We start from the raw sequence: 25,829 nt of genomic DNA on the forward strand, positions 1-25,829 counted from the left end.
TGTGTACTTAAAAGATAGTTCTTAATTCTTTGACGTTATCATGCGTCTCTGGGTACCGTGAGCGCCATGACGCGTAGAGCGGCGGGCCACGAGCTTCCAGCTTGTCTCAACGACTGTTCCTAAAAACCAAGGTTTTCAGATGTCTGAAATCTCACCCGAACGCCAAACCCACTTGAAGCAGCTTGAGGCGGAGTCGATCCATATCATCCGCGAGGTGGCTGCCGAATTCGCCAACCCGGTGATGCTGTACTCCATCGGCAAGGATTCGTCGGTGATGCTGCACCTTGCGCGCAAGGCGTTCTATCCCGGCACGCCGCCGTTCCCGCTGATGCATATCAACACCACCTGGAAGTTCCGCGAAATGATCGAGTTTCGCAACCGCATGGCGGCCGAGGTGGGCATGGAACTCCTCGAGTACGTCAATGAGGAAGGCCGGGTCGCGGGCATCAATCCCTTCGATCACGGCAGCGCCAAGTACACCGATATCATGAAGACTCAGGCGCTCAAGCAAGCCCTGGACAAGCACGGCTTCGATGCCGCCTTCGGCGGCGCGCGCCGCGACGAGGAAGCCTCGCGCGCCAAGGAACGCGTCTACTCCTTCCGTGACAAGCACCACCGCTGGGACCCCAAGAACCAGCGCCCGGAGCTGTGGAACATCTACAACGGCAAGGTGCAGAAGGGCGAGTCGATTCGCGTCTTCCCGCTCTCCAACTGGACCGAGCTGGATATCTGGCAGTACATCTACCTTGAGTCGATTCCCATCGTCCCGCTGTACTACGCCGCCCCGCGCCCGGTGGTCGAGCGTGATGGCATGCAGGTCATGGTCGATGACGAGCGCCTGCCGCTCGAAGAAGGCGAAGTCCCCGAAGAGAAATGGGTCCGCTTCCGCACCCTGGGCTGCTACCCGCTCACCGGCGCCGTGGAATCCACCGCCGCCACGCTGCCCGAGATCATCCAGGAAATGCTGCTGACCAAGACCAGCGAGCGCTCCGGACGCGCTATCGACCACGATCAGGCGGGGTCCATGGAGCGTAAAAAACGTGAAGGGTATTTTTAATGTCACACCAGTCATCGCTGATCGCCGACGATATCGAGTCCTACCTGCAGGAACATGAGAACAAGGACCTGCTGCGCTTCATTACCTGCGGGAGCGTCGACGATGGCAAATCGACCCTGATCGGGCGCCTGCTGCACGACTCCAAGATGATCTACGAGGATCAGCTGGCGGCGATCACCCAGGCCTCCAAGACCAGCGGCACCACCGGCGACCAGGTTGACCTGGCGCTGCTCGTCGATGGCCTGCAGTCCGAGCGCGAGCAGGGCATCACCATCGATGTCGCCTATCGGTACTTCTCTACCGACAAGCGCAAGTTCATCATCGCCGACACACCCGGGCACGAGCAGTACACCCGCAACATGGCCACCGGTGCGTCCACGGCCAGCCTCGCGGTGATCCTGATCGACGCCCGTCACGGCGTGCAGACCCAGACCCGGCGGCACAGCTTCATCGCCGATTTGCTGGGCATCCAGCACCTGGTGATCGCGGTCAACAAGATGGACCTGGTCGACTACTCCCAGGCGCGCTTCGATGAGATCGTCGCCGAGTACCGCGAATTCGCCGCCAAGCTCAACGCGCCGGACATCCACTTCGTGCCGCTGTCCGCGCTGGAAGGCGACAATGTCGTCAATCGTAGCGAGAACATGCCCTGGTACAGCGTCGATGGACAACCGGGGACGCCGCTGCTCGAACTGCTTGAGACCGTCGAGGTCACCCACGACCGAAACCTGACGGATCTGCGTCTGCCGGTGCAGTACGTTAACCGCCCGCACCTCGACTTCCGTGGCTACTGCGGCACGCTCGAGGCCGGCATCCTGCGTCCCGGGCAGGCCATCAAGGTGCTGCCCTCCGGCAAGCGCTCCACGGTGTCGCGCATCGTCACCTTCGACGGCGACCTCGAGGTGGCCTATCCGGGGCAGGCGATCACCGTCACGCTCGACGACGAAATCGACATCTCGCGGGGCGACTGGCTGGTCGCGGAGGACGCCGAGGTGCCGCTGGCCGATGCCTTCGAGGCGGACATCGTGTGGATGCACGACACCGCGCTGGAGCCTGGCCGGTTGTATGACCTCAAGCTCGCCACGCGGGACCTGGCGGGCAAGATCAGCCGGATCGACTACCAGACCGACGTCAACACGCTCGAGCATCACGCCGCCGAGACGCTGAATCTCAACGCCATCGGCCGCTGCCGTGTCGAAGTCGCCGGCACGCTGCCGGTGGACGATTACCGCGTGAGCCCCGGCACCGGCAGCTTCATCGTCATCGACCGGCTGACCAATGTGACCGTGGGCGCGGGGATGGTACGTGGTGCGGCCAAAGGCACTGGTACGAGTAATGGCGAGGTGGATTGGCAAGCCTTCGAGATAGAGCTCAATGCCTTGGTCCGTAAGCATTTCCCGCACTGGGAAGCGAAAGACGTCCGCTCGCTATTAGGGCACTGAGTCGCGGGTGCCCCGTGTATTGCATGCCCTTTCCCGCCCGCGGGGGAGGGCATTTTTGCATTGGGCTTTGCATCGGATGTTGCGCTGTGCGCTATGTGGCAAGCGCTGAACGATGAAAGTATGTGGCAAGTACTGGACGATGAAAGTCGCGGGATCGAGGTCGCACTCGTCCATGAGGCGGCTTATCATGAGCCACTCGTATTCATTGAGGACACGGTGAGGTATGCATAACGTCGATTGGCAGCTTGAGGAAATCGTGACGCAGTTGAGAGCCACTCGCGAAACCTGGCGCGAGCGTAATGGACGCTCGCGCGAGCGTGGCTGTCGTGAACTGCCGTCGCGGAGTGCCATTCGTGTCATTACCGACGACTTGATCGGAGCGCTGTTTCCGATGCGTCTCGGCCCTAGTGACCTGCGCCGCGAGAGCGAGGACTTCTACGTCGGGCATACGCTGGATGCCACCCTCAATGCGCTATGTCACGAAGTGTGCCTGGAGTTGAAGTACATCGCCCGGCAATTGGGACATGATGCCGGTGACACCCAGGCGCGCGCGGTGGAGATCGTGCAGGGTTTCGCGGCCGACCTGCCCGAGCTTCGCCGCTGCCTCGATGCCGATGTGATGGCGGCTTATCATGGCGATCCGGCGGCGCGTAGCGTCGATGAAGTACTACTGTGCTATCCGGGGGTGCATGCAGTCATTCACCATCGCATCGCCAGCTACTTCTACCAGGCGGATCTGTCTCTGTTGGCACGTATGATTGCGGAAATCGCGCATTCGGATACGGGCATCGACATCCATCCCGGTGCCACCATCGGCGAGGGCTTTTTCATCGATCATGGGACCGGCGTGGTCATCGGCGAAACTGCGATCATTGGCAACAATGTGCGCCTCTATCAGGCGGTAACGCTGGGCGCCAAGCGGTTTCCAGCGGACGAGCGCGGCCATTTGGAAAAGGGCCTGCCGCGTCACCCCATCGTCGAGGACGATGTGGTCATCTACGCCGGGGCCACGATTCTTGGGCGTATCACCATCGGCAAGGGCTCGATCATTGGCGGCAATGTCTGGCTGACACGCAACGTGGAACCGGGCAGCAACGTGACCCAGGCCAACCTGCAAAGCGGACCGTGTCCGTGAGGCGGAGCGAGCCTACAGGTATCGCGACGCGCGGTTTCGGTCGCGCGTCGTCGTTTGTGAAAGCGCCACTCTTCCCTCTCTACCCTCCGATATCTCTTCTTCTTAGACTCCCATTAGCCCGCTAACTTATCGTCAGCGGCGTTCAAGGCCGGTATAGTGTGCGCGCTTATCAGCTTGAGATGACATATGTATAACGATTCCGTGACGATGTCGCGTTGGCAACTCTGGCGCGAATTGAACCGTCAACTATGGCGGCTGGGGCTTATCGGGGTAGCGACCCTGACCTTGATGCGTGTACTGCTGTGGCAACTGAACGCGCCCCCCTCCTTGGAAGTGCCAGGCGTCGAGATGTTTCAAGCCTTCTGGATGGGGCTACGTTTCGACGCCAAGATCATGGCGGTTCTCCTGGGGCCATGGCTGGTGGTAGCGACGGCACTGCTACCCTTGCCGCGCGTCTTTCTGGCCGGCTGGCATCGTCTGTGGCCCGTCTGGGCCATCGCGATCATGGCCTTGGTCAATCTCTTGGCGCTGATCAATCATTTCTTTTTTACCTTTTATCAGGGACCAATCAATTCGCTGATCTTCGGGTTATTCGAAGACGATACCCAGGCGGTATTGCAGACGATATGGAGTGACTATCCCTTTCTCCCTTTGCTGATCGTCTTGATTGGCATGACGGGAACCCAGATCGCCATGATGCGGCGTGGCCACCGGCGTGTACGGCGACGGCTGGGATGGCGCAGGGCCACCCTGTTGGTGGTTGCTTCCTGGGTGGCGTTGATTGGATTAGGGCGAGGTACTCTGGGGACCTTTCCGCTACGCGAGATGCACATGGCGGTTTCGTCGAGTGCCTTTGCCAATGACCTTGTGCCCAGTGGACCGCAGGCGCTTTATCTAGCTTGGAAGGAGCGTCAGGTCAGCCAGATTGGCGACGACCCGCAGTCGGGCTTGGCGCGTTATGGATTCAGCTCGCCCATGGCGGCGGCAGAAGTGCTTGGCTGGTCGCAGGCCGATACCCCACAGGCGGTTCTGGATCACATGACCGAGACAACCCCCGAGCGACCCGCTGTAAAAGAGAAACCGCCGCATGTCGTGTTGAGCTTGATGGAAGGCTGGGGGCGTCACCCGCTGGATTTCGACGACGCCAAGGACAACGATCTGCTGGGCCATTTGCGTCCATGGGTGAAGGAAAAGGCGGATTATTTCCCGCATGCGCTATCGGCCGAGAACGGTACGCATCCCTCCCTAGAGGGGCTGCTGCTCGATACGCCGATCAGTCCGTTGACGCAAAGTCGTTATGGCTATCGTCAGTATCCGACATCGGCGGTGCTGCCCTACGAGCGTGCGGGGTACCACACCGTGTTACTGAAGTCAGGCTCTGCGCAGTGGCGCAATCTCGACGATGCGTTCAAGCGTCAAGGCTTCGACGAGGTGCTGGGCGAGAGCGCGATTCGCGAGCGTTTCCCTGAGGCCAAGGGCGGTACCTGGGGGCCCTTTGATGAGTGGATGTTCCGCTACGGCGAGGAGCTTCTGAAGGAGGCCGAGGCCAACGATGAGAAGCTGATGCTAGTGATGCTATCGGTCACCAATCACCCGCCATACAAGATTCCAGAGGACTACGATCCCGCGCCCTTGGATGTCTCGCGACTGGGGGATGAGCTGGCCGTCTCGCCCGAGTTCGGCACCTCGATCCTCGAAACCTATCAATACGCCAATGACAACTTGGGGCGTTTCCTCGACCGTCTTGACGCCGATGGGTTATTGGATCACACGCTGTTTGCGGCGACCGGCGATCACAATACACGCTCCATCATGAAGTATCCCGACGCACATGATTTGTTCGATCAATTCGGTGTGCCGATCCTGATGTGGGTGCCACCGGCCTACCGGGATGGTGGCGAGGCGCAGGTCGATGACTGGACCAGCCATCGGGATATCTTCCCGACACTATGGGCGCATTCGCTTTCCGACGCGCAGGTGCCGTGGATGGGGCGTGATCTGTATACACCACAGGAATCGCCCATGGCACTGACATTCAATCACCAGGATGGCGGCCAGGGCGTCATGGTCAGTGAGGCGGGCGCGGCTACTCGTCTCACCGATCCTACCTACTATCGTTGGTCGAACGACGAGCGTGAATTGAAGAACAACGCTTTGGAGGCCACGGCGTCGCCATCACACGCGCTTGAGGATCAGGCGCAGCGTGCCCAGGCGCGCATGGCACTGGAAGACTGGCGCATTCGGCGTGAGGCCTTGCAGGCCGACACGCCCGAGACCGATTGACGTCAAGGCGTGGCGTCCGGCGCTTTCGAGAGAGGTGTCTCCGCCGTCGGCGGGGTCACCTGAACCCTGAGTACATGGCGTACCGCCGACGTCACGTTGGTGCAGCGTGCATCAGCGTTCATCCACCACACGCGATCACAGCACGCGAGACTCGCGTCGCACTGGCTGACGACCGGTACGATGCACAGGCGGTGGCGCCGTGAGGCGGCGCCTAGATCGGCTAATAGACGCTGCTCTTCCATCGGCGCCAGAGGCTCGAGGTCTAGGAGCAGAATGCCGTTATCGCGCCGCTGCCGGAATGGGCAATGGGGCGCCGCCGCGACTTGGCACAGCGAGCGCGCGATCATCGCGCGTTGAGCATTCGCCGGGTCGAGTTCTCCCAAGCGTTGGTCGCCCAGGGCCTGCAGATCGAGCGCGGCGAGCGCCGTTTCCACCGCAAGCGGAAGGCAGGGCGGCGAACTGGCGCCGTGTTGCGTGACACGTGAGCAACTCTCCAGCAGCCCCAGTCCGACCAGATCGCGTACGCGCCAATCGGCCAGGCTTTGCGGCGGTGCGACGACATGCGCGATGCGTTGGGCGCGGTAGGTGCTGGGCCAGCAGTGCAGAGGTTGTCCGTCGAGGCAGATGCTACCGCGCGTGGGTCGGTAGAGACCGGCGAGCAAGCCGATCAGGGTACTCTTGCCGGCGCCATGCGGCCCGCAGATGCCGAGTAGTTCGCCTGGTACCAGACGATCGGTGAAGGGCAGCAGGCGCGGCGTTCCCTCGAGGGCCGTATTGAAGAGCGACAGCATGATAGGCCTCCTACGACATCGATAATGATAAACATTATCGTTTGCATGCCGAGGGAGAGCAAGTCAAATAAGCGTCAGTCGAATGCAAACGTCAACGCATACAAGCGCCAGACGAATACAAGCGTTATTTGAATATAAGCATCACTCGGGCTTGCGCGCCACTAGCACGGCACGCCGTGGCGCCGGATAGCCTTCAAGGGTCAGCGCCGAATCCTCGGGATCGAGAAAGTCGGCCAACGACTGGAACGTCATCCACGTGGTGCTGCGCTGTTCTTCCAGCGATGTCGGGGCCTCGTCGACGACTCGCACGTCCTCGAAACCACAACGCTCGAGCCAGTGCGATAGCGCTGCCGACGAGGGCAAGAAGTAGACGTTGGGCATGGCCGCATAGCGCTCGCCGGGCATGAAAACCGTGTTCGCGTCACCTTCGACGACCAGGGTCTCAAGGACGAGTTCGCCGCCGGGGCGCAAGGTGTCGCGTAGTTGCGCCAGATGTTCCAGCGGGGAGGGGCGGTGGTAGAGCACGCCCATCGAGAAGGTGGTGTCGAACGCTTCGAGTTGCGGGGGGACGTCCTCGATACCGACCGGCAGGAAATGCGTGCGCCATGCGTCGGCATCTCCCACGAAATGGCGTATGGCCTGAAATTGATAATAGAAGCGTGGCGACGGGTCGATGACTAGCACAAACGCCGCGCCTGCGCCGGCCATACGCCAAGCGTGGTAGCCGTTGCCGCCGCCGACATCCAGCACGCGGCGTCCCTCGAGCGGGGACAGGTGCGGTGCGACGCGCTGCCATTTCCAATCCGAACGCCATTCGGTGTCGATGTGGATTCCGCCCAACACATAGGGCCCTTTGCGCCAGGGCGTCAACTTGCGCAGCAGGTTCTCGCATTGGCGTTGGCGGCTGTCGTCGAGCGCGACATCGACCCGCACGCTGTCCTGGTCGAGGGCGATATCGCGCGACTCGGGCAGTGCCGGGAGTTTGGCGACGGCCTTTTCCCAGGAGGGCAGGTCGCCGAAGCGTCGACGGTCCAGGCCGTTGGCAAGCTGGTCTGGCAAGCGAGTGACCCATTCGGTCAGGCCGTGGTCGAGGAAGGCATCGAAGAGCGCACGTTGAGTGCGGTCGAGCGGGAAGCGATCAGGCATCCTTGAAGGCCACCATCGAGGCGAAATTGAGATACTGAAACCAGGTACTGACGCGCGTAAACCCGGCGGTACGCAGTCGGTCGTGATGCGCCTCGAGGGTATCCGGTACCAGCACGTTCTCCAGCGCAGTGCGCTTCTGGCTGATTTCCATGTCACTGTAGCCGTTGGCGCGCTTGAAATCGTGGTAGCGTTCTACCAACCAGGCATTTTCCTGCTCGTCGGGTAGCACGATTTTTTCCGAAAGCACCAGCACGCCGCCGGGTTCCAAGGCGTTGTAAAGGTGCTCGATGACCGCTCGACGATCTTCCGGGGGCAAGAATTGTAACGTGAAGTTGAGCACGATCATGCCAGCGGGGCGGTAATCGACGTGCCTGATATCGCCTTCGATGATATCGATGCGATGATCGGGGCATTCTTCTCCGAGCGTTTCGCGCGCGCGGGCGACCATCGCCGGTGACAGGTCGACGCCGGTCAGGGTGAAGGCCTCCGGCGGTAGGCGCCCGGCGAGCGCCAGGCTCACCGCCCCCAACGAGCAGCCCAGGTCATAGACGTGCGCGCCGAAACGCAGGTGACGTTCGGCGATCAGCCCCAACATGCCCAGGATCTGGCCATAGCCGGGCACCGAACGGCGAATCATGTCGGGAAAGCAGGCGACGACCTGTTCGTCGAAGGAAAAGTTGGCCACCCGGTCGAGGGGTGTCGTAAAGATCGCGTCACGGTAAGATGCGTCACTCATGAGGCACTCATCGAGTCGAGGCGTGGCGGGGCCACAGGGAATGGCGCATTGTACGCGCCGCGTCAGGGCTGTGCACCTGCGGGGCCATTAGCGAGCTTGTTCAAGGAGAGTACGAGTCATGACCCAGTCATCCATGATCCATCATTCGCCGGCCTGGCAAAGGCTCGCCGTGCATGCCGACGAGATGCGTGACGTGCATCTCAAGAGCTTGTTCACCGAGAATTCCGGTCGCCATGCGCGCTTCACGCGACGCGGGGTAGGGCTGACGCTGGATCTATCCAAACATCGCTGGCGTGACGAGACGCTGTCGATGCTGCTCGAACTGGCCCGCGAGGCGGATCTCGAGCGCGCCATTGCGCGTTTGCAAAACGGCGAGCGGGTCAATCTTTCCGAGGACCGTCCGGCCTTGCATACCGCCTTGCGTCTACCCCCCGAGGCTAGCCTGGTGGTCGAGGGCGAGGATGTCGTGCCCGATGTCCATGAGACGCTGGCCCGCATGCAGGCGATGGTCGAAAAATGCCACGCCGGGCAATGGCGCGGCGCCACGGGACGGCCGATCACCGACGTGGTCAACCTGGGCGTCGGCGGCTCCGACCTGGGGCCTTTGATGGTGACCCACGCCTTGGCCGATTACCGGCCACGTGACGTACATCAGGTCGACATTCATTTCGCCTCGACCATGGACGGCTCGCAACTCGCCGACTATTTAACCCGCTTCAACCCCGCCACCACCCTGTTCGTGCTGTCCTCGAAGTCGTTCACTACCATCGATACGCTGTCCAACGCCTCGACTGCGCGCGACTGGTTGATGACGCGTTTGGCAGACGGCGGTCAAGATACCGAGATGAGCGAGTTGGTGATGCGCCAGCATTTCATCGGCGTCTCGGCCAAGCCCGAGCGCATGAGTGAGTGGGGCATCGATCCGCGCCATCAGTTGCGTTTCTGGGAATGGGTTGGCGGTCGTTATTCGCTCTGGGGGGCCATTGGCTTGCCTATCGCGTTGGCGGTGGGCATGGACAACTTCCGCGAGCTGCTGGCGGGTGCTCATGACATGGACCGCCATTTTCGTGAGACACCGCTCGAGGACAACCTGCCGGTGCTGCTGGCCTTGGCGGGCATCTGGAACGTTAACTTCCTGGATGTGCGTGCGCACTCGATCCTGCCCTATGACGGCCGCCTCGAATACTTCGCCAGCTATCTCGAGCAACTGGAGATGGAGTCCAACGGCAAATCGGTCACCAACGACGGTGAGATCACGCCGTATTCCACCTGCCCGGTGTTGTGGGGACAGCTTGGTCCCAATGCGCAACATGCCTTCTATCAGTTACTTCACCAGGGCACCCAGGCGGTGGAGTGCGATTTCATCGCTCCGGTGCGACGTTATGATCGGGTCGAGGATCCGGCCACTCGAGCGCATCTCAAGGCCCAGCACCGTTTGACGCTGGCTAACTGCATCGCCCAGTCGCGGGTCTTGATGTTGGGCGACGAAGCCCTGCCCAGCGATGTTCCACGCCCGAGTCACAAGCGCTATCGTGGCAACCAGCCTTCGACCACGCTGCTGCTCGACCGCTTAACGCCGCGAACGCTGGGCGCGTTGATCGCACTCTACGAGCACAAGGTGTTCGTGCAGGCCACCCTCTGGGACATCAATCCCTTCGATCAGTGGGGCGTGGAACTGGGCAAGCAGATCGCCTCCGAGACCGAACAGATTCTGGCCTCACGGCGCGGTGCCGAGGCGCTGGATGATTCCAGCCGGGGCCTGCTCGATGTTGTATGGCAAGCACAGGATGGGACATGATACTGGCTGTTTGTACAGGTTGTGCGGTATGCTGACGACGCCCGTGGCCAATATGACGCCCGTGGCCAATATTCTGTATCTGCACGGTTTCAACAGTGGCGCGGCATCACCCAAGGCGCGCTTGATCGCGGCGACCTGTGAGCGTCTGGCGTGCGAAGATGTGGTATCCCCTCGGTGTGTCACGCCGCAGTTGCCGCATCGCCCCGATGACGCCTTGGCATGCGCCGAGCGCGAGTTGCATGCCCTGGGCGATGACACCTTGCTGATCGGCAGTTCGATGGGAGGCTTTCTAGCCACCTGCCTGGCCGAACGCTTCGGATTGCGTGCGGTGTTGATCAACCCCGCTGTACGGCCGGCACGATTGGTGACGCAGTGGATGGGCGCGCCGTTGGAAAATCCTTATACCCATGAGCGCTTCACCATCGATGAGCGCCATGGCGAAGCGCTCGAGGCAATGACGCCTACTGCCGTCATCGGCCCGAGCCGTTATCAAGTGTTGCTGGGCAGCGCCGATGAAACCCTGGATTGTCGCGATGCACTGGCATTCTATGCCGGTGCCTCGATGATCGTGCATCCCGGCGGCGACCATGGTTTCAGTGCCCTGGCCGATTATTTGCCGGCCATCTTCGCGCATGGTGGTTGGGCGGTGCCCGCACGATCGTACGCGCGCTCTGACGAACTCACTTAATGGACAACGCATGACGCAATACAGTGCCAGTTCCATCGAGGTCCTGTCGGGACTCGACCCGGTGCGCAAGCGCCCCGGAATGTACACCGATACCAGTCGCCCCAACCATCTCGTGCAGGAGGTCATCGACAACAGCGTCGACGAGGCGCTGGCCGGCCATGCACGGCATATTCGTGTGCAGCTGCATGACGATGGTGGCATCGAGGTCTCTGATGACGGGCGTGGCATGCCCATCGACATGCACCCCGAGCACGGGGTGTCCGGCGTCGAGCTCATCCTGACTCGGCTGCATGCGGGCGGGAAGTTCTCCCAATCGAGCTATCGCTTCTCGGGCGGCCTGCATGGTGTCGGGGTGTCGGTGGTCAATGCGCTGTCGCGGCGTCTGGAAATTGAGGTCTGCCGCGACGGCGACCGCCACGGTATGGCCTTCGCCCACGGCGACAAGGTAGAGGAACTCACCGTCATCGGGTCGTGTGCCAAGAAGGCCACGGGCACGGTGCTGCGTTTCTGGCCGGACGAGAGTTATTTCGATAGTCCTAAGCTGTCGCTACCGCGTCTTCAGCACCTGTTGCGCGCCAAGGCGGTCCTCTGCCCTGGGCTCGAGGTGACACTGGTGGATACCGACGGCAGCCAGGACGTTTGGCAATACGCCGACGGCTTGCGCGATTATCTGGCGCAGGCCACAGACGATGTCGAGGCGCTGCCCAGTTCGCCGTTTCTGGGTCATTTCGAGGACGACGACCAGGGCGTCGATTGGGCCATCCAGTGGCTGCCGGAAGGCGGCGAGTTGCTGCAGGAATCCTATGTCAACCTGATTCCCACACCGCTCGGTGGGACGCACGTCAACGGCTTACGCTCGGGGTTGCTCGAGGCGCTGCGTGAATTCTGCGAATACCGCAGCCTGCTGCCGCGCGGGGTCAAGTTGACCGGCGATGATCTGTGGGAGCGTGTCGCCTTCGTGCTCTCGGTGAAGCTTCTCGACCCGCAGTTCGCCGGGCAGACCAAGGAGCGGCTATCCTCGCGGGTGGTGGCCGGCTTCGTCTCCGGCGTGGTCAAGGACGCCTTCTCGCTGTGGCTCAATCATCACGTCGACCAGGCCGAGGCGTTGGCCGAACTGGTGATCAATGCCGCCCAGCGGCGCCAGAAGAGCGCCAAAAAGGTGGCCCGCAAGAAGGTGACCTCCGGTCCCGCCTTGCCGGGTAAGCTCGCTGACTGCGCAGGGCAGGACCCGGCGGCCTCCGAGCTGTTTCTGGTCGAGGGCGATAGCGCCGGCGGCAGCGCCAAGCAGGCGCGCGATCGCGAGACGCAGGCGATCCTCCCGCTGCGCGGCAAGATCCTCAACACCTGGGAAGTCGAGGCGCACGATATCTACAGCTCCCAGGAGGTCCACGACATCGCCGTGGCCATCGGTATGGACCCCGGCAGCGATGACCTCACCAAGCTGCGTTATCACAAGATCTGCATCCTCGCCGACGCCGACTCCGACGGCCTGCACATCGCGACCCTGCTGTGTGCACTGTTCGTGCGTCATTTCCCGGCGCTGGTCGATGCTGGCCATGTGTTCGTGGCCATGCCGCCGCTGTATCGCATCGACCTGGGCAAGGAAGTCCACTATGCCCTCGACGAAAGCGAGAAGGCTGCCATCTTGAAACGCCTGGAAGGCAAGCGTGGCACGCCTAATGTTCAGCGCTTCAAGGGCCTGGGCGAAATGAGCCCTCTGCAGTTGCGTGAAACCACCATGGCCGCCGACACGCGTCGCCTCGTGCAACTGACCCTCGCTGCGGACGACGGCACCCGCGAGATGATGGACATGCTGCTGGCCAAGAAGCGCGCCGGCGATCGCAAGAACTGGCTCGAGGATTACGGCAACCTGGCCGATATCGAGGTGTAAGAAGGAAGATGGAAGAGATAAGGACGAAGAAATAAGAAGGCAGACGTGAGAGGGAAGGGAAACGATGCGTTTATCTTCCCTCTCAAGGCGCGAAGCGCCGTTCTTCTCTCTTCAAGCTATGTTTCGTGCGGGCACTGTCCGCGAAGTTTCCATGATGGTAGATAGGGCCCCAAACCCATGACCATGGATATCCATGTCGAGGAGGGCGACGTCGAACGTCTGTCCCTCAAGGAATATACCGAGAAGGCGTATCTCGACTACTCGATGTACGTGATTCTCGACCGGGCGCTGCCGCATATCGGCGATGGCATGAAGCCGGTGCAACGGCGCATCGTCTATGCCATGCGCGAGTTGTCGCTGACGGCGAGCGCCAAGTACAAGAAGTCGGCACGCACCGTTGGCGACGTGCTGGGTAAGTTCCACCCACACGGCGACAGCGCCTGTTACGAGGCGATGGTGCTGATGGCGCAGTCGTTCAGCTATCGCTACCCACTGGTCGATGGTCAGGGCAATTGGGGCAGTCCCGACGACCCCAAGTCGTTTGCGGCGATGCGCTACACCGAGGCGCGACTGTCGAAATTCTCCGAAGTGCTGCTCTCCGAACTCGGGCAGGGCACGGTCGACTGGACGCCCAACTTCGATGGCACCCTCGACGAGCCGGCCGTGCTGCCGTCGCGTTTGCCGCACGTGTTGCTCAATGGCGCGACCGGGATCGCGGTGGGCATGGCCACCGACATTCCGCCCCATAACGTGCGCGAAGTCGTGGACGCGACCTGTCACTTGCTGCGCCATCCCGAGGCCAGCGTCAGCGATCTGATGCGTTACGTACCGGCGCCGGATTTCCCCACCGAAGCGGAAATCATCAGTTCGCCGGCCGATCTTGGCAAGCTCTACGAGAGTGGGCGCGGTTCGGTGAAACTGCGCGGGCGCTATACGCTGGAAGAGGGCAATGTGGTGGTTACCGCATTGCCGTATCAGGTCAGCGGCGCCAAGGTGCTCGAGCAGATCGCCGCGCAGATGCAGGCCAAGAAGCTGCCCATGGTGGCGGACTTGCGTGATGAATCGACCCACGAGACGCCCACCCGGCTGGTGCTGGTGCCGCGCTCCGGCAAGGTCGATGTCGAGGCACTGATGGCGCACCTTTTCGCCACCACCGATCTCGAGAAGAACGTGCGCGTCAACCTGAACGTGATCGGGCTGGACGGCCGGCCGCGCGTCATGGCACTCCACGCCATCCTGGGCGAATGGCTGCGGTTCCGTCGGGCGACGGTACGCCGCCGACTCGAACACCGCCTCAACAAGGTCGAGGATCGCCTGCATATCCTCGAAGGCTTGCTGGCAGCGTATCTCGATATCGACGAGGTGATCCGTATCATCCGCGAGGAGGACGAGCCCAAACCGGGGTTGATCAACGCCTTCGGGTTGTCCGAGCGTCAAGCCGAAGCGATTCTCGAGCTGCGCCTGCGACATCTGGCCAAGCTTGAGGAATTCAAGATTCGCGGCGAGCAGGACGAGCTGAGCGCCGAACGCGAACGCCTCAAGGAGCTGCTGGGCAACGACGAGGCGCTGACTGACCTGATCGAGCGCGAGTTGCGCCAGGACGCTGACGACTACGGCGATGCACGCCGCGCGCCGCTCGTCGAACGCGGCGAGGCCAAGGCCTTGTCCGAGGTCGAGCTGGTGGGCGCCGATCCGATTACCGTGGTGCTCTCCGAAAAAGGCTGGATTCGCAGTGCCAAAGGCCACGAAATCGACCCTGCAGGGCTTTCCTACAAGGCGGGCGATAGCTTTCATCTCGCTGCGCGGGGCAAGTCCAACCAGCCGCTGGTACTGCTCGATGACGCCGGACGCAGCTATACGCTGCCCGCGCATAATCTGCCCTCGGCCCGCAGCCAGGGCGAGCCCATCACGGGGCGCATCAACCCCGGCGCCGGCGCGCGTATGGTAGGGGTCATGCTCGATGTGCCTGAGTCACAGTATCTACTGGCGTCCGATGGCGGATATGGCTTTATCGCCAAGCTCGACGATTTGATTGGCAAGAGCAAGGCAGGTAAGGCAGCGCTGAGTGTGCCCAAGGGCTGCAACGTCATACCACCGGTGGCGGTGCCCCAAGGCGAGGGGGTGCGTATCGCTGTAGTCTCCAACGAGGGGCGCTTGTTGGTGTTCCCGCTCGAGCAATTGCCGATCATGGCCAAGGGCAAGGGCAACAAGATGATCGATATCCCCGGCCCGAGGGCCGCCAACCGGGAGGAATTCGTGCGCGACCTGGTCATGCTGCCAGCCAGCGCCTCGTTGGTGGTTCACGCCGGCAAGCGCAAGCAGACGCTCTCGAGCCGTGATCTCGACTATTACGTCGGTGAGCGTGGCCGTAGGGGCAGCAAGTTGTCGCGAGGCTTCCAGAAAGTCGACCGTTTAGAGGTCGAAGAGAAATAGAAGAAAGAAGGCAGAAGAGACGAGACCGAAGATGGGATATTGTGGTTATTTCCCCTCTTCCAGGCGCGTAGCGCCGCTCTTTCTTCTTACATCTAGATCTAGAGGTAATATGACACAGCGGTTATTGATTCGTGCCGGTGGCCCCGACCAACCGGGCCAATTGGCAGCGTTAGGCGCGGCCTTGACAGCATGCCAGGCGCGGCTTGTGGACATTCACCAGCACAGCGCGTTAGGCCATGTTGCCTTCGAGATGCTGGTGAACGCCGAGGTTGGCGTCGACGCCTTCAAATCGCAACTGAACGGTCACCTCGCTGCTCAAGACCTGGTCAAACAGGGCCTTGCCGTCGAGGTCGAGGCAGTGGCAGCGGACACATGGCAGACCCTAGGAGCTCAGGCCAATATTCCACGCCTGATCCTGACCCTGCTGGCACCTCGTCTGCCCTCGGGAATTCTCGCCGATGTCGGTGAGCTGGCGGCGGCGCATGGTTTGAGCGTCGAGCGTATTGCGCGTTTATCGGGGGGCGATTCCCTCGAGGACCCTCCCCCCAATGGCGCCTGCGTGGAGTTCATCCTGCGCGGGGCAGCGGTCGAGCTACCCCGCCTGCGCGAACAGGCGCTAGCGCTGGGGGCGCGCCAGGGCGTGGATGTTGCCATTCAGGAAGACTCCTTGTGGCGCCGCCACCCGAGGCTGATCTGCTTCGACATGGACTCGACCCTGATCCAGGCTGAGGTGATCGATGAGCTGGCTCGCCGGCATGGTGTCTACGATGAAGTGGCCGCCGTCACCGAGCGTTCCATGCGCGGCGAGTTGGATTTTAAGCAGAGCTTCCGCGAGCGCATGGCCAAGCTGGAAGGGCTCGATGAGTCGGTATTGCGCGAGATTGCCGAGAACCTTCCGCTTATGGACGGCGTCGAACGCTTGATGGCACATCTCAAGCGCCTGGGCTATCGCACTGCGATCATCTCAGGGGGCTTCACCTATTTCGCGCGTTACCTGCAGGAGCGACTGGGGTTCGACGAGATTCACGCCAACGAGTTGGTCATCCACGCAGGCAAGATCACCGGCGAGGTGCGCGAGCCGATCATCGACGCCGAGCGCAAGGCTTGGTGGTTGGGCGAAATCGCGCGGCGCGAAGGATGGGACATGGCGCAGACCATTGCCGTGGGCGACGGCGCCAACGACCTCAAGATGCTGGAAAGCGCGGGGCTGGGCATTGCCTTCCGCGCCAAGCCGCTGGTTCGCCAACAGGCGCGGCAGTCGATCAACACGCTGGGGCTGGATGCCATATTGTACTTGCTGGGCTATCACGAGGATGAGCTGGCTTGCCTGTAGTCGCTGCTAGACGCTACTCAAGTCCTGCATGATATAGTCGATAATAGATTACATACCTTTACACGAGCACCCGCGCGCCGGAGGTGCTCGTTTTCGTTTCGTCAGCGCTGAGGCCGCAATGCCGCCATCCGATTCCGTATCATCTCAAGACGTCACGCATCCCGGCGAACTTTACGGTCTACTCGAGGCCCTTACCCTGCCCGGGGGCGCGAGTCTTTGCTTCGAGAGTGGGGATGGGGCGCCGTGGCCGGTGGTGGTCATGGACATCGTCCAGGAGGAGTCGCTGTGCCTGGATGTCTCTGCGGTACCCGAGATCGTTCCTCGGCTGCGGCGCGGCGAGACGTTTCAACTGATGGGGCAGGTCGAGGGCACGATGCTGACCACCCAGGCACTCGCGGTGAATGAATGGCGGGAGCAGGGTGAGCGCCTGCAGGTGATATGCGATTATCCACAGGCGGTGTCCATGATGCATCGTCGTCAGAGTTTTCGTGCCACGTTGCGCGCAGGCATGGAGGTCGATGTCTTGTTGCACGTGGCGGGAGAGGAGACGTCGTACGAAGGACGACTTGGCAATCTCTCGCTGGGTGGCTGCCTGGTCGAGCTTCCGCTGGCCGCGGCGGCAGCGATCAAACCCGAGAAAGCCATCGATAGCATTCGCCTGACGTTTCCCAACCAGCGTCATTTCGAACTGCCGGCCAGTGTCCGCCACGTGCGCACCGACGAGGCATGGACACAGGCGCAGGCGGGTTGCGAGTTCATCGGTTTATCGTCCGCGATGGAGCGTCTGGTGTGGTACTGCGTCAAGGAGATCGAGCGCGAAAGCGCGCGTACCGTCATGCACACTGGGCGTCCCCTGGAGCCGTCGTCACTGTTCCAATCGCCCGACGCTGCGCGGCGTGATGTTTCGCGTCGGCGGCAGACGCGATCGCAACCGGGAGGCGCGATGGCGTTCCGGCTGAAGAAGGTCGCCGATTATCTCAACGCGCAATTGGTACAGTTGAAAAGCGGTGAGCCGGTGGCCGCGTCTCAGTTGTCGCGCAGTACCGACACGCTGCTGGCACTGTGGGGCCAGGATCGTCAGGCTTTGCTGTATGCCATCGCGTGTCTGCGGGAGGAGTCGCATCTGGTGCAGCACAGCCTGGCAGTGGCTGTGCGCATGCTCGATCTGGGGCAATCGCACCGCCTGGCGCCTGAACGTCTCAAAGCCGTGGTGGCCTGTGCACTGATCCATGACCTTGGCAAAGGCCTGCTGCCGGACAGTTTGTTGCGCGACGAACCGCTGGATTCCGACGAGCAGGCACAGTTGCATCGCCACGTCGAGCTGATACTCGAACGCCTCGGCGAGTGCCGTTGGTTGGATGGCGAAGTCGCCACCCAGGTGATCGGCATGGCGAATGAGCGTCTTGATGGCAGCGGCTATCCCGCCGGGCTCGAGGGAGAGGCATTGCCGACCCTGGCGCGCATGATGGCGGTAGTCGATGTCGCCGATGTCATGACCCGCCCACGTCCGGGGCGTGCCGCTTGGACGCAGCGCGATGTCTATAGACACCTGTTCACGCACGCCGCCGCCTTCGACAATACCTGGGTACAGCGCTATATCCGCCGTTTCGGCGTGGCGCCGATCGGCTCCCTGGCATTGTATGCCAATGGGGCCCTGGCGTGGGTCAAGCATCACGATGCGCGCGGCAATCCCGATGCGGTGCATGTCGTGCTCAATACCCGCAACCCCAAGCGCCGGCTCGACCAGCCGTTGAGCGGTCCCGACCTCGATCAGCTGGGAGCACTGAAGGAGACCGTCAACTCCGCGCGCTATCGATTGACACCGCCGTAGCCCGGCCAGCCTCTTGGCCCGGTGGCGATGTCCGGTGCAGGTCGCTGGGCCGAATGCCGAACTCTCGCTTGAAGGCTGTCGCGAAGTTGGCAGCATTGGTGTAACCGGCCTGGAGCGCTGCGGCTTCGACACTGTCTCCCTCGTTGCGCAGTGCCTCGTGGGCGATCTCGAGCCGTCGACGCCGCAGAAAGCGGCCTAGCGATTCGCCATAATGCGCCTGAAAACGCCGCTGCAGGCTGCTCAAGCTCATCCCCAGCCGCCGGGCCAACTCCGCTTGGTTCTCGTGGTAGGCTTCGCCGCTTTCGATCAGCGCTCGCAAGCGTTGCAGACGACGGTCCTTCGGGCCGCGAGCGTCCCCTGTCTCATGATGTCTCTTTTCCTCCTGTCCGTGCTTGAATTCGTACTTGGGCTCGTGCTTGAGAGAGTCTAATGCTTCGCCGGCCATCGCCAGGGCGCAGCCGAGCAGCTGCAGGCGATGGGCAGCGTCCCGGTTGTGTAGAAAGCGCTCTTCGAACAGCCGCTCGGCGAGCTTCGGCAGTCCAGGTGAGGGTGACCAGCGGATCAACTGCGCTTGTCGTCCCGTGATGGCCGGATAGCCATGGCGGGACAGCCAATTCGGTGTGAGGCTCAAGACTAAGGTGCGCTCGTGACCGCCGGCACGCCCTAGTCGAGTGAATCGGGTGGCGTCGGGAAGCCTGACCAGCAGCCCAGTGCTCGGTGATGCCGGGCCTACTGTCGCGGCCTGGCCGTTATAGCTGACGCGGGACTCGCCAGCAATGACCAGTGCGATCTTGATGCCCGCCGGCAATTCGGCGTGGGTGACCAGGTTGTAGCGATCGCCGACATCTGCCAGGCGCAGATGCATACCTGGCTGGAGCTCGGTGAGTAGCATACGCCCGTTGAGCAATGCCGAGCGTTGGTCCCAATTGGGTGCCTCAAAGGCCTGTCGATTGACCAGAGACGCCGATAGCCTGCGCAACTCTCTCGCTGCGATTTTGCTCTTTCCCTCATCGGCTATGAGGCGAGTCGCTACCGCTGTCATCGCAAAACGTTCCCCCTGACTTCGACCAACGTGGATGAAATGCCATGTTTGCAAAGTGATTTGCCGTCCTTGCAAAGGCACGTAGTGTCAATTGAGTGGAACAATATTGTGTCTACATCGCAACTGCAATTGATTCTCATCGGTGTTGGTGCCTACTGACCAGGCGCCTGGTACGACAGCAAGGGAACACGACATGGCAACTCATAAACGCACGACGTATTGGGCGGTGACGACCGCCGGGGGGCTGGCGATCGTCCTGAGCGCGACCCCGCTCGCACTGGCCCAGGAAACGGATTCCTCGGACCGGCTGGACACCATCACCGTCGAGGGCAACCGCCTTTACGAGATGCTGCCGTCCGAGGTGACTGGCGGCTACACCGTCGACGCCGCGACCGTGGGCACCAAGACGCCGGCCTCGCTGCGCGACATCCCCCAATCGGTGAGCGTGGTGACCCGCGACACCCTCGACGACCAGAACCTCGATACCCTAGACGAGATGGCCAAGCGCACACCGGGAATGCGGGTGCTGTCCAACGACAGCGGCCGATCCTCGATCTACTCACGCGGCTATGAGTACAACGAGTACAACATCGATGGCCTGCCGGCGCCGATGGCCAGCATCACCGGCTCGGTGCCCAACCTGGCGGCGTTCGACCGTGTCGAGGTGATGCGCGGGCCGTCGGGGTTGTTCAACAGCACCAGCGAGATGGGCGGCATCGTCAACCTGGTGCGCAAGCGGCCCACTGAGGAATTTCAGGGCCATGTGACCGGTCGCTACGGTAGCTGGGATCAGAATTATGTCGAGAGCGATATCTCCGGCCCCATCAATAGCGACGGCAATGTGCGCGGTCGGATGGTGATTGCCAATGACGATACCAATGGTTTTGCCGATTACAACGAGAACACCAATCAGACCTTCTACGGTGCGCTCGACATCGACCTCGACGAAAATACCATGCTGTCGCTCGCCTATCTGCGCCAGCATCGGGACATCACGCCGAGTAACGGCGTGCCGTCCGATAGCGACGGCAATTTGCTTGATTTCAGCCGCTCCACTTTCTTTGGCGCCGACTGGAATGATTTCAACAGCCAGAGCAACGACTGGATCGCCGAGCTGACCCATCGCTTCGATAACGGTGGTTATGGGCGTATTGCGGCGCGCTACTCCAATCGCTCTGCCGACTACAAGTACGCCTATACCTTCAGCGGCGTGGATGCCAATAACGAGTCCAGCATGGTTGCGCTGGGCGGCAAGGTGAAGCAGGAGACGGTCTCGGCGGATGCCAGCTACAGCCAGCCGTTCGAGACCTTCGGCAATATCAGCGAATTCGTGGTGGGCACTGACTACAAGCGCTACGAGACCGAAATGGGGCAGGGTGTAGCCAGGTTGGGAACCATCAACGTTAATACCTATAGCGTGGATCAGTTCGACGAGCCTGATATCGATTACACGAGAACCAATAATCGCACTACGTTGGAAGAATATGGTCTGTATTCCAAACTAACTTTCCGGCCAATCCAGCCACTGGCGCTGATCGTCGGTGGGCGTGTCAGCGCCTATCAGCAGAACCTCAGCAATTATCTCGATGATTCCTCGGATTCACGCAGTGACGATGCCAAATTCACGCCTTATGCCGGGGCGGTGCTCGATCTGAACAACGATCATTCGCTCTATGCCAGCTACTCCGAGGTGTTCATTCCGCAGAGCGACAGCATTGATCAGAATGGTCAGCTGTTGAAGCCGCGCGAAGGCGAGCAGTATGAGGTCGGCATCAAGGGCGGCTACTTCAACGGTAATCTGAATGCGCGTGTTTCTGTATTCCGCATGTATGACGACAATGCCGCGGCTACGCCGGCAAATGGTGATACATCCTACTCGGTAGCGGTCGGGAAGCGTCGTATTCAAGGCGGCGAGTTAGAACTCACCGGCAGCATGACCGATCAGTGGGACGTGATCTTCGGTTATACCTACCTCGACACCGAAGTCGAGGATGGCGATATGCCCGTTGCCTTTATGCTGATGCCACACAATATGGCCAATCTCTGGACTCAGTATGGCTTTGAGGGCGGTATGCTCGACGGCTTCCATGTTGGCGGTGGAATAACGGCAATGAGCGACTTCCACACATCGACTTCACCGAGTGTTGAAGCGCCCGGTTACGCGGTGGTGAATGCCATGGTCGGTTACGACTTCACTAGCCACATCAAGGGCCAGCTCAACTTCAACAACATCTTCGACAAGACCTACTACGAACGCGTGGGTTCGACCAGTACCTTCAACATGGTCGGCGCGCCGTCCAACGTGGTGGCCTCGCTACGCTATGACTTTTGATCGCCGCGCATATGACTCCTGACTTTCGTCAACGCTCGAAGATTCCCTCCAGGCCTTCCGCCTGGGGGGGATGGACGTGATAATAAGATTGGTTATCATATAAATATGATAATCAATATCATTTATGTTATAAAATCGGACGCCTGGAGTGTTCGCAATCCCGTCAGACGCTTCGCGTCCCATTTTCAGGAGACACGGCCAATGTCCTATTCCCAACGCCAACCCTCCGGGGTACGCCGTCACGCCAGCCGGCTGCTCACGGTCTCGCTGTTGGCTGCCGCGATCAGTATCGCGGCCCCGGCGTTCGCGCATCCCGAGGTGACCCAGCGCACCCAGGTCGAGGGCAGCGTCTACCAGATCGCCGTCAATCCGCACAATCAGCGTGTCTACGCGGCGGTAACCGGCAACCGCATCGTCGACACCGACGGCAGCGTCCGTGACGTCGCGCCCGGCATTGTGGTGCTCGACGGCCAGACGCTGGACGTAGTCAAACGTATCGATACCGGCGACACCAGCCCGTTCGGCCTGGCCTTCAACGCCGAGACCCAGAAGCTGTATGCCACCGATACCCGCCATGGCACGGTGGCGGTCTTCGACGTGCAAAGCGGTGAACGCACGGCGTTGATCGACGCGCCGGAAGGGCAGTCCGGCCATGTTCGCGAGGCGGTCGTTGATCCCGCCACCAATACCGTCTACGTCAGCGTCGTCGGCGGTTTTTCCCGGGGTGACGAGCCGGCGCCGAAGAGTGCCGTCTGGGTGATCGACGGCAAGACCGACACCCTTGAGGACGTCATCGAGAATCCGGTGCAGGTCGCCACCGGGCTGGCCATCGACCCTGCCGCCAAGCGTCTCTACGTGTCCGATCTAGCCAATACCCAGGTGGCCGAGATCGACCTGGATAGCCACAAGGTGACACGCACCTTCGCTGCCGCGGCCGAGCCCGCGTCGGGCAAGAGCGACAAGGGCGAGGACCACGGGCGTCAGGAAGCCGCCGCCAAGACCATCAACCTGGAAATCGACACCCAGCGTGGCCTGCTCTACGCCGTCAATCGGGAGCCGGGCGAGATTGAGGTGATCGACATCGCCAAGGGCGAGGTCATCGACAGCATCCCGACCGGTGACGGTGCGCTGAGCGCGCGGCTCAATCCGCAGACCCATGACCTCTACGTGGCCAACCGCGGCGACGGCACCATTGCCGTGATCGACGGCGAAACCCGTCACGTGAGCGCCTACCTGCCCGGTGGCAGCTATCCGCAGACCGTGGCGATCGCACCGGAGAGCGGCCTGGTCTATGTCAGCAACAAGGCCAAAGGCCGCGGTCGCGGTGCCCCCGATGACGTGCCTACGCCCTATGAGCCGGGCGGTAACACCGTGATTCGGATCCAGCCCTGATGAGATGGCCGAATCGCACTCGCCGGGCCCGAGGGGCCTGGAATCACGCGTTTTATGCGTGCGCCGGCGTCACCCGCTCATCGGCCTGCGGAGGAATCGATGCTCCAGCTTCGCTCTGAACATCCGGGGCTTAATGTGCTCACCTTCGTCGCCCTGGCCGGCACCATGGCGATGATGGCGTTCGTCGCGGTCATCGGGCCCGTCGTGCGTCTGCTCGGTCTGGCAGAGTGGCACGCGGGGCTTTCGATGACGGCGGCCGGCGTGCTCTGGATGCTGGCGGCCCGCTATTGGGGCGGGTTGAGCGACCGAATCGGACGCAAGCGGGTGTTGGTGATCGCGCTGGCGGCCTACACGGTGATCTATACAGTGCTGGCGCTCTTTGTCGACGTGGCGCTCCAGCATCCGCCGGCCGTGATCGTCTCGGTTGCCATGCTCGTCGGCGCTCGGGCCCTGGTGGGACTTTTTTATGCTGCCGTGCCGCCGGCGGCAGCGGCGCATGTGGCCGATCACGCGCTGCCAGGCAAGCGCGTCGGGGCCATGGCCAGGTTGGGCGCCGCCAATGCCGTGGGCATGGTCGTTGGCCCGATGGCCGCGGGTTGGATCGCCCTCTACGATCTTGCGCTAGCACTCTATGTCGCCACGCTCCTGCCCCTGCTGTCCCTGATCCTGATCGGCTGGCGATTGCCGGATTCGGCCAGGGTGTCTTCGCGTCATGGCGAGACGCCGCAGGTGGGATGGCGGGACGCGCGCCTGCGGTTGCCGATCTATGCCGCCTTCGTTGCGATGATCTCGGTGATGGTCACGCAGGTGACGGTCGGGTTCTTCGCGATCGATCGGCTTCAGTTGTCGCCCGAGGAAGGGGCGCGGGTCGCCGGGATGGCGCTGACCGCGGTCGGCATCGGCTTGATTGTGTCTCAGGGGGTGATGACGCGCATCGAGTGGCTGCCGGCGCGCTGGCTGCTGCTGGGGGCTGGGTTGGCGAGCGTCGGCTTCGGCGGCGTCGCCTTCGTGCAGGCTCAGTGGCAACTGCTGGCGGTTTACGGCCTGGCGGGGGTGGGTATGGGGCTCGTGCGTCCGTCGTTGCAGGCGTTGACGGCGGATTCCGTCGAAGCCCACGAGCAGGGCGCGGCCGCCGGTCTGGTGGCCTCGATCCAGGGCCTGGGCATGGTCGTCGCTCCCCTGACGGGAACGCTGCTGTATCGCTGGTGGCCGAGCGCGCCCTATCTGTTGGTCGGGGGGCTGTTGCTGATACTCGCGTTTGCCGTGGTCCGGCATCGCCCTAATCGCATTGGAGGGATTCAATGATTACCGCGTCATTCCGTCACGAGCCTGACGCGCGACGAGAGCGCGAGGAGGGTTCGGCTCGCTTCCTGCTGCGTGCGCCTCAGCATGCGTTGGCGACGACCGGCTGTCGCCAGCGGCTACCCGGCGGTCCGACCGCCACGCTGGAAGCGCGCGTGAAGGCGTTCTTTGCCGCTTTCCCACCGGGTCCGCCGCTGCTGGTCGGCGCCTTGCCGTTCGATCCGCGCGCCAAGGATGCCTTGTACCAGCCGCAGCAGTCGTCTCAGCCGGCGGCGATGGACGGGGCGCGTTTTCCCGACCTGTCCGAAGACGCCATCGCGGAACCGACGGCCGAGGCCTACGCGGAGATGGTCGCGCGCTGTGTTGCGCAACTGCAAAGCGGCGAGGGCGAGCTCCGCAAGGCGGTGCTGGCCCGTAGCCTACGGATGCGGGCCGCGGAAACGGTCGCGCCGCTGGCGCTGGCCTCGCGTCTCGGGCGCGATCCCAGCGTGACCACCTATGCGGTGCCGCTGCCGGTCGCCGCCGATGAGGCGCCGGCCTGGCTGGTCGGCGCCACGCCGGAGCTGCTGGTGTCGCGGCGCGGGCGCACGGTGGTGTCGCATCCGCTGGCGGGGTCCGCCCGGCGCAGCCGCGATGCCGCCGAGGATGCCTGCGTGGCGGACATCCTGAAAGGCTCGACCAAGGACCTCGACGAGCACCGTTACGTCGTCGAGGCGATCGTCGAGGCGCTGGCACCGCTGTGCAGCGAACTGGAAGCACCCGCGCTGCCGTCGCTGCACGCCACCGAGACCATGTGGCACCTGGGCACGCGCATCGTCGGCACGCTCAAGGAGCCCGCGCCGTCCAGCACCGCGCTCGCGGCTCTGCTGCACCCGACCCCGGCGGTGTGCGGCACCCCGCGCCAGGCGGCGATGGAGGCGATTCGTACACTGGAACCGGTCGAACGCGGCTTCTATGCCGGGGCGGTGGGCTGGGTCGATGCCCAGGGCGACGGCGACTGGTACGTCGCGATTCGCTGCGCGCACGTGCAGGGTCGGGACTTGCGCCTGTTCGCCGGCGCGGGGATCGTCGCCGATTCGCAGCCGCTACTGGAAGTGGAAGAAACCTCCGCCAAATTCATGGCGCTGCTCCAGGCGCTCGGTATCGACGAACCCGTCCCAACCGACGATTGAGTTAATTGATGTGACCGAGGATACG

Annotated in this window: 18 protein-coding genes; 14 read left to right on the top strand and 4 right to left on the bottom strand. The window is 62.2% G+C overall.

From position 1 onward, the window contains the following. Window positions 1–139: 139 nt before the first annotated feature. From cysD to LUN51_RS02930, 4 genes are all read left to right on the top strand, one after another. Complete coding sequence (gene cysD, locus LUN51_RS02915) at window positions 140–1,057, top strand: sulfate adenylyltransferase subunit CysD (protein WP_277810057.1); 918 nt, start codon at window positions 140–142, stop codon at window positions 1,055–1,057. Next, window positions 1,057–2,499 carry a sulfate adenylyltransferase subunit CysN gene (gene cysN / locus LUN51_RS02920; RefSeq protein WP_277810058.1) on the top strand — a complete coding sequence of 481 codons (1,443 nt, stop codon included), beginning with the start codon at window positions 1,057–1,059 and terminating at the stop codon, window positions 2,497–2,499. Before cysD ends, cysN begins: the two co-directional genes overlap by 1 nt. A gap of 223 nt (window positions 2,500–2,722) precedes the next feature. Beyond that, complete coding sequence (epsC, locus tag LUN51_RS02925; protein ID WP_277810059.1) at window positions 2,723–3,634, top strand: serine O-acetyltransferase EpsC; 912 nt, start codon at window positions 2,723–2,725, stop codon at window positions 3,632–3,634. A 186-nt stretch (window positions 3,635–3,820) separates the two neighbouring features. Continuing rightward, on the top strand, window positions 3,821–5,917 hold the full coding sequence (locus LUN51_RS02930; RefSeq protein WP_277810060.1) for an LTA synthase family protein: 2,097 nt from the start codon (window positions 3,821–3,823) through the stop codon (window positions 5,915–5,917). A gap of 2 nt (window positions 5,918–5,919) precedes the next feature. Here the strand turns inward: LUN51_RS02930 and LUN51_RS02935 are convergent, their stop codons facing one another. The 3 genes from LUN51_RS02935 to cmoA all read right to left on the bottom strand — a co-directional run bounded on the left by LUN51_RS02935 (window position 5,920) and on the right by cmoA (window position 8,590). Continuing rightward, window positions 5,920–6,708, bottom strand: a complete 789-nt coding sequence (locus LUN51_RS02935) for an ATP-binding cassette domain-containing protein (RefSeq protein WP_246920360.1) — start codon at window positions 6,706–6,708, stop codon at window positions 5,920–5,922. Between the two features lie 141 nt (window positions 6,709–6,849). Further along, window positions 6,850–7,854, bottom strand: a complete 1,005-nt coding sequence (gene cmoB / locus LUN51_RS02940) for a tRNA 5-methoxyuridine(34)/uridine 5-oxyacetic acid(34) synthase CmoB (RefSeq protein ID WP_277810061.1) — start codon at window positions 7,852–7,854, stop codon at window positions 6,850–6,852. Then, window positions 7,847–8,590, bottom strand: coding sequence for a carboxy-S-adenosyl-L-methionine synthase CmoA (cmoA, locus tag LUN51_RS02945; protein WP_075368987.1), 744 nt, complete (start codon window positions 8,588–8,590; stop codon window positions 7,847–7,849). Before cmoA ends, cmoB begins: the two co-directional genes overlap by 8 nt. A gap of 118 nt (window positions 8,591–8,708) precedes the next feature. On the opposite strand from cmoA, the gene pgi reads away from it, so the two are divergent. The 6 genes from pgi to LUN51_RS02975 all read left to right on the top strand — a co-directional run bounded on the left by pgi (window position 8,709) and on the right by LUN51_RS02975 (window position 18,564). Further along, window positions 8,709–10,388 (top strand): glucose-6-phosphate isomerase, encoded by a 1,680-nt coding sequence (gene pgi / locus LUN51_RS02950; RefSeq protein ID WP_277810062.1) that lies wholly within the window; start codon window positions 8,709–8,711, stop codon window positions 10,386–10,388. Window positions 10,389–10,416: 28 nt separating this feature from the next. Further along, window positions 10,417–11,076, top strand: a complete 660-nt coding sequence (locus tag LUN51_RS02955; RefSeq protein WP_277810063.1) for a YqiA/YcfP family alpha/beta fold hydrolase — start codon at window positions 10,417–10,419, stop codon at window positions 11,074–11,076. A 10-nt stretch (window positions 11,077–11,086) separates the two neighbouring features. Beyond that, complete coding sequence (gene parE / locus LUN51_RS02960; RefSeq protein ID WP_277810064.1) at window positions 11,087–12,967, top strand: DNA topoisomerase IV subunit B; 1,881 nt, start codon at window positions 11,087–11,089, stop codon at window positions 12,965–12,967. Between the two features lie 177 nt (window positions 12,968–13,144). After that, window positions 13,145–15,400 (top strand): DNA topoisomerase IV subunit A, encoded by a 2,256-nt coding sequence (gene parC / locus LUN51_RS02965; protein WP_277810065.1) that lies wholly within the window; start codon window positions 13,145–13,147, stop codon window positions 15,398–15,400. A gap of 109 nt (window positions 15,401–15,509) precedes the next feature. Continuing rightward, window positions 15,510–16,733, top strand: coding sequence for a phosphoserine phosphatase SerB (gene serB / locus LUN51_RS02970; protein ID WP_277810066.1), 1,224 nt, complete (start codon window positions 15,510–15,512; stop codon window positions 16,731–16,733). A gap of 118 nt (window positions 16,734–16,851) precedes the next feature. After that, complete coding sequence (locus LUN51_RS02975) at window positions 16,852–18,564, top strand: HD domain-containing phosphohydrolase (protein WP_277810067.1); 1,713 nt, start codon at window positions 16,852–16,854, stop codon at window positions 18,562–18,564. Here the strand turns inward: LUN51_RS02975 and LUN51_RS02980 are convergent. After that, window positions 18,530–19,543, bottom strand: a complete 1,014-nt coding sequence (locus LUN51_RS02980; RefSeq protein WP_277810068.1) for a helix-turn-helix transcriptional regulator — start codon at window positions 19,541–19,543, stop codon at window positions 18,530–18,532. The genes LUN51_RS02975 and LUN51_RS02980 overlap by 35 nt on opposite strands. Before the next feature lie 256 nt (window positions 19,544–19,799). Between LUN51_RS02980 and LUN51_RS02985 the strand changes: the two genes are divergently transcribed. The 4 genes from LUN51_RS02985 (at window position 19,800) to LUN51_RS03000 (ending at window position 25,804) form a co-directional block, all read left to right on the top strand. Continuing rightward, window positions 19,800–21,938 carry a TonB-dependent siderophore receptor gene (locus LUN51_RS02985; RefSeq protein ID WP_277810069.1) on the top strand — a complete coding sequence of 713 codons (2,139 nt, stop codon included), beginning with the start codon at window positions 19,800–19,802 and terminating at the stop codon, window positions 21,936–21,938. Between the two features lie 201 nt (window positions 21,939–22,139). Then, window positions 22,140–23,330: a YncE family protein gene (locus LUN51_RS02990; RefSeq protein WP_277810070.1), complete on the top strand. Its 1,191-nt coding sequence runs from the start codon at window positions 22,140–22,142 to the stop codon at window positions 23,328–23,330. Window positions 23,331–23,429: 99 nt separating this feature from the next. After that, window positions 23,430–24,635 (top strand): MFS transporter, encoded by a 1,206-nt coding sequence (locus LUN51_RS02995; protein WP_277810071.1) that lies wholly within the window; start codon window positions 23,430–23,432, stop codon window positions 24,633–24,635. Then, window positions 24,632–25,804 (top strand): isochorismate synthase, encoded by a 1,173-nt coding sequence (locus LUN51_RS03000; protein WP_277810072.1) that lies wholly within the window; start codon window positions 24,632–24,634, stop codon window positions 25,802–25,804. The genes LUN51_RS02995 and LUN51_RS03000 overlap by 4 nt, the downstream gene beginning before the upstream one ends. Window positions 25,805–25,829: the final 25 nt, after the last annotated feature.

Source organism: Chromohalobacter canadensis, from assembly GCF_029544075.1.
In the GTDB taxonomy this organism is placed as follows: domain Bacteria; phylum Pseudomonadota; class Gammaproteobacteria; order Pseudomonadales; family Halomonadaceae; genus Chromohalobacter; species Chromohalobacter canadensis_A.

Bases quoted from the DNA above. Each gene is read 5' to 3' on its own strand.
- cysD (WP_277810057.1), top strand. From the start codon at position 140: ATGTCTGAAATCTCACCCGAACGCCAAACCCACTTGAAGCAGCTTGAG.
- cysN (WP_277810058.1), top strand. From the start codon at position 1,057: ATGTCACACCAGTCATCGCTGATCGCCGACGATATCGAGTCCTACCTG.
- epsC (WP_277810059.1), top strand. From the start codon at position 2,723: ATGCATAACGTCGATTGGCAGCTTGAGGAAATCGTGACGCAGTTGAGA.
- LUN51_RS02930 (WP_277810060.1), top strand. From the start codon at position 3,821: ATGTATAACGATTCCGTGACGATGTCGCGTTGGCAACTCTGGCGCGAA.
- LUN51_RS02935 (WP_246920360.1), bottom strand. From the start codon at position 6,708: ATGCTGTCGCTCTTCAATACGGCCCTCGAGGGAACGCCGCGCCTGCTG.
- cmoB (WP_277810061.1), bottom strand. From the start codon at position 7,854: ATGCCTGATCGCTTCCCGCTCGACCGCACTCAACGTGCGCTCTTCGAT.
- cmoA (WP_075368987.1), bottom strand. From the start codon at position 8,590: ATGAGTGACGCATCTTACCGTGACGCGATCTTTACGACACCCCTCGAC.
- pgi (WP_277810062.1), top strand. From the start codon at position 8,709: ATGACCCAGTCATCCATGATCCATCATTCGCCGGCCTGGCAAAGGCTC.
- LUN51_RS02955 (WP_277810063.1), top strand. From the start codon at position 10,417: ATGCTGACGACGCCCGTGGCCAATATGACGCCCGTGGCCAATATTCTG.
- parE (WP_277810064.1), top strand. From the start codon at position 11,087: ATGACGCAATACAGTGCCAGTTCCATCGAGGTCCTGTCGGGACTCGAC.
- parC (WP_277810065.1), top strand. From the start codon at position 13,145: ATGACCATGGATATCCATGTCGAGGAGGGCGACGTCGAACGTCTGTCC.
- serB (WP_277810066.1), top strand. From the start codon at position 15,510: ATGACACAGCGGTTATTGATTCGTGCCGGTGGCCCCGACCAACCGGGC.
- LUN51_RS02975 (WP_277810067.1), top strand. From the start codon at position 16,852: ATGCCGCCATCCGATTCCGTATCATCTCAAGACGTCACGCATCCCGGC.
- LUN51_RS02985 (WP_277810069.1), top strand. From the start codon at position 19,800: ATGGCAACTCATAAACGCACGACGTATTGGGCGGTGACGACCGCCGGG.
- LUN51_RS02990 (WP_277810070.1), top strand. From the start codon at position 22,140: ATGTCCTATTCCCAACGCCAACCCTCCGGGGTACGCCGTCACGCCAGC.
- LUN51_RS02995 (WP_277810071.1), top strand. From the start codon at position 23,430: ATGCTCCAGCTTCGCTCTGAACATCCGGGGCTTAATGTGCTCACCTTC.
- LUN51_RS03000 (WP_277810072.1), top strand. From the start codon at position 24,632: ATGATTACCGCGTCATTCCGTCACGAGCCTGACGCGCGACGAGAGCGC.